Below are 5,222 nucleotides of genomic sequence, written 5' to 3' on the forward strand. Positions count from 1 at the left end.
GTTCTTCATTACCTTCTTTGCCGGACTGCTGGGGGCCTATCTTGTCCTGTCAGGTTGGCTTTCCGCCCGAAGGCGCGTGCCGGAACACCGGGCGTTCGGCTGGAGTCTGGGTATGGTCAACGCCGTCAATTGTGCGGCACTGCTTGTATTAGGGGGTATAGGTTTATCAGCGCAGGGCGGGCAGATATTCGGTTTCGCTGCTGGGAACTACCTGTTCCTTGCGGGCTTGTCCGGCATCGCAGCCGTGGGAGACATCAGCATCATCTTTCGGTCGAGAGTGTCGGCGCCGCATGCGATCGCGCGACACCTGTGGCGAATGCTGACGGGCTTCTTTATCGCAGCTGGTTCTGCCTTTACAGGGCCGGGGGCCAAAGCTTTCCCGGAATGGGTTCAGCAATCTGGACTCTTGTCGGTCCCGGAACTGCTCATCATATTGCTGATGCTGTTCTATCTTATTCGGACTTTGCTGTTCAGACGCAAAGGACGCCTGGCTCAGAACCCTTCGACAAGTTTAGGATAGCACGCTGGCACGGATGGGGTGCTCGGCGTCACGATTCCTCCTCAACCTCTTCCGGAATCGGCGCGACGCGAAGGCCGGTGATCTGGTTGCGGGTCTTGCGAATGATATCGAAGCGGTGGGCGTGGAAGGAGAAGCGCTGGCCTGGCTCAGGAATCGTCTGAGCTTCGTGGATGACGAGGCCCGCGACGGTCACGGCCTCATTGTCCGGCAGGTTCCAGCCTGTCGCGCGATTGAGATCGCGAATGGTCACCCAGCCTTCGACAATGACAGAGCCATCGGCCTGCGGGCGAACGCCCTGGATCGGCACATCATGCTCGTCGCGAATGTCGCCGACAATTTCCTCGAGGATATCTTCCAGCGTCAGCAGACCCTGCAGCTCGCCATATTCGTCAACCACCAAGGCAAAGTGATTGCGCTCTTTGAGGAAGAGGTCGAGCTGGTCCTGCAGCGGGGTCGTTTCCGGCACGAACCAGGGCTCGCGCAGAAGCGTATCGATGTCGATGTCATCAATGTCGCCCTTGTCCTGCACGACGGCGCGCAGAAGGTCTTTCATGTGCAGCACACCGGCAATCTCATCCTGGTCTGCATTGTAGAGCGGGATGCGGGTGTGCGGACTGTTCAGGGCCTGCTTGATGATCTCGGCGGACGGGTGAGAAGCGTCCAGCATGGTGATGTTCTTGCGGTGGATCATCACCTCTTCGACCGTCATGTCCTTCAGATCGAGCGCGCCGACAAGGCGGTGGCGGTCAGCCTCGTCGACGCCGCCTTCGGAGTGGTGAAAGTCGATCGCGCCGCGGATTTCCTCTTCAGCGGTGAAGCTTGCATCCGGTGCGCCGGCGCCGACAAGGCGGAGTGTTGTGTTCACGATGGCCTGAATGACCACAACGATCCAGGACACAGCGGCCACCAGCCAGCTGATCGGCTTCCCGACCGACATCGCCATCGAATCCGCGCGGGTGATCGCATAGGTTTTCGGCAGCACTTCTGCAAAGACCAGGACGAGGACGGTCATCACGGCTGTAGCAACGGCGACGCCGGCCGCACCGGGCAGAAGCGATGCGAACAAGGTGGTCGCAAGCGCCGAGGCGAGAATATTGACTAGATTATTGCCGAGGAGAATGGCGCCGATCAGACGTTCGCGGTCGGAGATAAGGCCGTTGACGGTCTCTGCGCGCTTGTCTCCCTCGCGCTCAAGCTGGTGCAGCCGGGTTCTGGAGGCGGCTGTCAGGGCCGTTTCGGACCCGGAAAAAAAGGCCGACATCCCGAGTAGAAACAGGATAGCGACGAATGTACCTATAATCATGGCTCAGCCTTGCTGAAGCTCCTCTTGTAGAAAATCCCGGACATCCGACAGGTCGGCGTCCGGCTTTATGAATGCGCGGCCGAGGCCGCGGGCCAGGATGAGCGGGACACGGCCTGCGCGCGCCTTCTTGTCTTGCTTCATGGCATCGACAAGAAAATCTGCGGGATACGGCCCCCCTGGAAGACGGCTTAAGTGTGTGACAAGGCCCGCACTTTCAAGCAACTGGCTGGCACGCTGTGCATCCTGGCCATCCATCAGGCCCTGGCGGACCGAATAGCGCAGCGCCAGCGCCATGCCGGCGGCGACCGCTTCGCCATGCAGCAGGCTCGGCTTGAAACCATTGGCCGCTTCCAGCGCATGCCCGAATGTATGGCCGAGATTGAGCAGGGCGCGCACGCCCGATTCGCGCTCATCCTGTGAGACGATCCGGGCCTTGGCGGCGCAGGAGACGGCCACGGCATGGCCGAGCGCATCTGGCTCAAGCGCGACGACATCAGCGCCATTCTGCTCGAGCCAGTGGAAGAAGTCAGCGTCATCGATCAGGGCGTATTTAACGATCTCGGCATAGCCGGCGAGGCGCTCGCGTTCGGGCAGGGTCGACAGGACGCTGGTGTCTGCGAGGACGAGCTGAGGCTGGTAGAATGCGCCAATCAGATTCTTGCCTTGGCTCGCATTGACGGCGGTCTTGCCGCCAACCGAACTGTCGACCTGGGCGAGCAGCGTTGTCGGCACCTGAACGAATTTCATGCCGCGTTTCATCAGCGCGGCGGCGAGGCCGGTGAGGTCGCCGACAATGCCGCCGCCTAATGCAACCAGCACATCGTCCCGGCCGGCGCCTTCCGCCAGAAGCCAGTCCAGCACTCCGCCGAGCGTGTCCCAGGATTTCGAGCCTTCGCCGTCGGAGACGGCTTTCAGATGCAGGGTGAGACCTGCGGCGCGCAAGCTGTCTTCCAAAGCGCCGGCGTAAAGCCCGCCAACCGTCCCGTCCGTCAGCACAAAGGCGCGCGGCTGTTTGGCCAGCGGCGCGATATGGTCGCCTGCTTTTGACAGCAGGGCCGAGCCAATCAGGATGTCATAGCTGCGCTCGCCGAGCTCGACGCGAACGGTATGCGGAGAGGTAAGCGTGTCAGCCATGGCGGGAACTGGACCAGACGTCGATGGACTTCAGGATCGATTCGACGGTTGCCTTATGCGGGCCCTCCTGGCTGGTGACGATCAGGTCGGCCTGTTCATAGATCGGACGGCGCTCATCCAGCAGGCGGCTGAGGACGCTTTTTGGGTTTTCGGCCTTGAGAAGCGGCCTGTGGCTACGGCGCGAGACGCGGCGCCACAGGGTTTCAAGGTCTGCGTTGAGCCAGATGGTGATCGCTTTTTCGCGCAGCAGGTCTCTCGTCTCCGGGTCGAGATAGGCGCCGCCGCCGGTGGCCAGAACATGCGGTTCATCGCCGAGCAGGCGCTCGAGCACACGGCGTTCGCCGCGCCGGAACTCGGCTTCTCCGTGCAGGGTGAAAATGTCAGCGATGGACAGGCCGGCGGCTTTTTCGATCTCATGATCGCTGTCATAGAATTTGCGGTTCAGCGCATCTGCAAGCCGCCGCCCAACGGTGGATTTGCCAGCGCCCATCAGTCCGACAAGCGCGATTGTACGGTCAGAAACGGCCGCCTCAATTCTGCCAGCGTCTGCTGTGTAATTGCTGTTTGCTGTCATGGGCTTTTCGGTTGCGTTATGACTGTCCTATACAGGCTCGAACGATACGGGCAATGATTCCGGTGGAAGTCATCGGAGGAAAGAGGGTTCTAAATTGCGCAAATGGCTCATCCTGTTCGCCGTCCTGATTGTGGGCGTTGTTGCAGCTTTCTGGTGGCTGGGCACTGAAGTCGATGCTTCAAAGCCCGAGCCCGGCGAGGTGCGCGTGGAGATAGAGAATGTCTTCTAGGGCATTGCTTGGCGCGCTCGCGCTTGCAGCGGCCACCTCTGTTCAGCCGGCGCTGGCTCAGATTCAGTCCGCTGGCCTCGACGATGTAGACAGCTGGGGCGTGAGCTTTCTCGAACGCGGCGAAGCCGGTTTCAGCGAGCGCCTCTGGCTTGGCTCGGACAATTCCTATCTGCTCCGTCTGCTCGGCGATCTCGATGTATCGTCGATGACTGATGCGGAACAGGCGCTTCTCAGCCGGGCGATGCGCTCGCCATCGGCGGAACCGGAAGACGAGGATGCCGATGCCCTGATGGAGGCGCGGCTCGATCTGCTGGTCCTGCTCGGGCACGACGAGGCGGCTGCAACGCTCGCAAGGCAATTGGATGAGGCTCCAGACCATATCGATCCTGATGCCATCCTCTCGGATGCACGGCTCGCCAATGGCGGGCTCGACGTTGTCTGTAGGCAGATGGATCCGGCCGGCGAAGGCGCTTTCTGGGCCCAGCTGCGTGCGATTTGCACGCTCGAGGCGGAAGACTATGCCTCCGCCGAGCTTTCGACCGAGATTGCGGCCCAGCAGGAGGGCGTCGAACCCTGGTTTTCCGAGGTTGCCATCGCAATGATCGGCGAGCGGGAAGACCGGCCTGACGCACGCTATGGGTCCGGGCTGGACTATGCCCTGTCACAGCTTGCAGGCCTTGAGGTCAGCGCGGACACGGTCGAGAGTGCGAGTGATGAGATTGCCGCTCGTCTGGCGCGCGACGAGGATCTGGCGTTCGAGCTTCGCCTGCTGGCAGCCGACAAGGCGGCAAGAGCCGGCACGCTCCCTGCGGCGGACCATCGCGCGATCTACAAGGCGCTGGTCTCGCAGCCCGACCATGAGCCTGAGTCTGCGATCGAGGCGGCCTTCATGGTGTTTGCCCGCAAGGCGGAGCCGAAGCCCGTTGAAATCGCTCCCGCGCCGAGCGGATCGGGTCCGCGCGATCTTCGCTCCATGAATGAGGACTGGATCGAACCTGTCCAGCCTGATGAGGTGAGCGACGAGGCGCTCGATGCCGATCCCGTCGATGAGATTTCTCTCGAAGAAGAACAAGCGCTTGCGCTTGCCGAGGCGCTGCGTCAGGCCGCCCGGACAAAAGACACGTTCGCTGCCGCGGCGCGTCTGTTCGAGGCTGAGCTTGGCAAGCTGGCGGTGAATGAGGACACCCGGGCGGGCGCCCTCATCTTTGCGACAGCTTCGCTTGCCTCGGGCAATGAAAAAGGCGCGGTCCGCTGGCTGAACGGGCTCGATCTCGATGAGTTGTCGGATTCTGAAGCCTTTGATGCGGCCCTGCTGAGAGGCTACGCGCTGCTTCTCGCTGGCCGCAGTCCGGATGACATGCTGAGCGATGTGGCCGATGTGCTGATCGAGACCGGTATCGAGCCGCGCCAGCAGGAACAGGCCATGCGGCTCATATCGCTCTGGTCTGGCTTTGATGTGCCG

At 61.7% G+C, this 5,222-nt stretch carries 5 protein-coding genes and 1 pseudogene; 3 read left to right on the plus strand and 3 right to left on the minus strand.

Features of this window, described 5'->3' with window-relative positions; all coding sequences use genetic code 11:
- A pseudogene (locus WA989_RS04515) lies at positions 1 to 520 on the plus strand (hypothetical protein); the annotation flags it as partial.
- A 28-nt stretch (positions 521 to 548) separates the two neighbouring features.
- On the opposite strand, the gene WA989_RS04520 reads toward WA989_RS04515, so the two are convergent.
- The 3 genes from WA989_RS04520 to WA989_RS04530 are packed head-to-tail and all read right to left on the minus strand — an operon-like array spanning position 549 to position 3,531.
- Positions 549 to 1,823, minus strand: coding sequence for an HlyC/CorC family transporter (locus tag WA989_RS04520; RefSeq protein WP_424339315.1), 1,275 nt, complete (start codon positions 1,821 to 1,823; stop codon positions 549 to 551).
- Positions 1,824 to 1,826: 3 nt separating this feature from the next.
- Positions 1,827 to 2,957, minus strand: a complete 1,131-nt coding sequence (gene aroB / locus WA989_RS04525) for a 3-dehydroquinate synthase (RefSeq protein WP_424339316.1) — start codon at positions 2,955 to 2,957, stop codon at positions 1,827 to 1,829.
- The gene (locus WA989_RS04530) at positions 2,950 to 3,531 is read right to left on the minus strand and encodes a shikimate kinase (protein ID WP_424339317.1); all 582 of its coding nucleotides are present in this window, start codon (positions 3,529 to 3,531) and stop codon (positions 2,950 to 2,952) included. The genes aroB and WA989_RS04530 overlap by 8 nt, the downstream gene beginning before the upstream one ends.
- Before the next feature lie 94 nt (positions 3,532 to 3,625).
- Between WA989_RS04530 and WA989_RS04535 the strand changes: the two genes are divergently transcribed.
- Positions 3,626 to 3,760 carry a hypothetical protein gene (locus WA989_RS04535; RefSeq protein ID WP_424339318.1) on the plus strand — a complete coding sequence of 45 codons (135 nt, stop codon included), beginning with the start codon at positions 3,626 to 3,628 and terminating at the stop codon, positions 3,758 to 3,760.
- Positions 3,750 to 5,222 (plus strand): hypothetical protein (locus tag WA989_RS04540; RefSeq protein ID WP_424339319.1); only part of this gene is annotated, 1,473 nt, incomplete at its 3' end. The genes WA989_RS04535 and WA989_RS04540, both read left to right, overlap by 11 nt.

This window comes from Henriciella sp., assembly GCF_049649345.1.
In the GTDB taxonomy this organism is placed as follows: Bacteria; Pseudomonadota; Alphaproteobacteria; order Caulobacterales; family Hyphomonadaceae; genus Henriciella.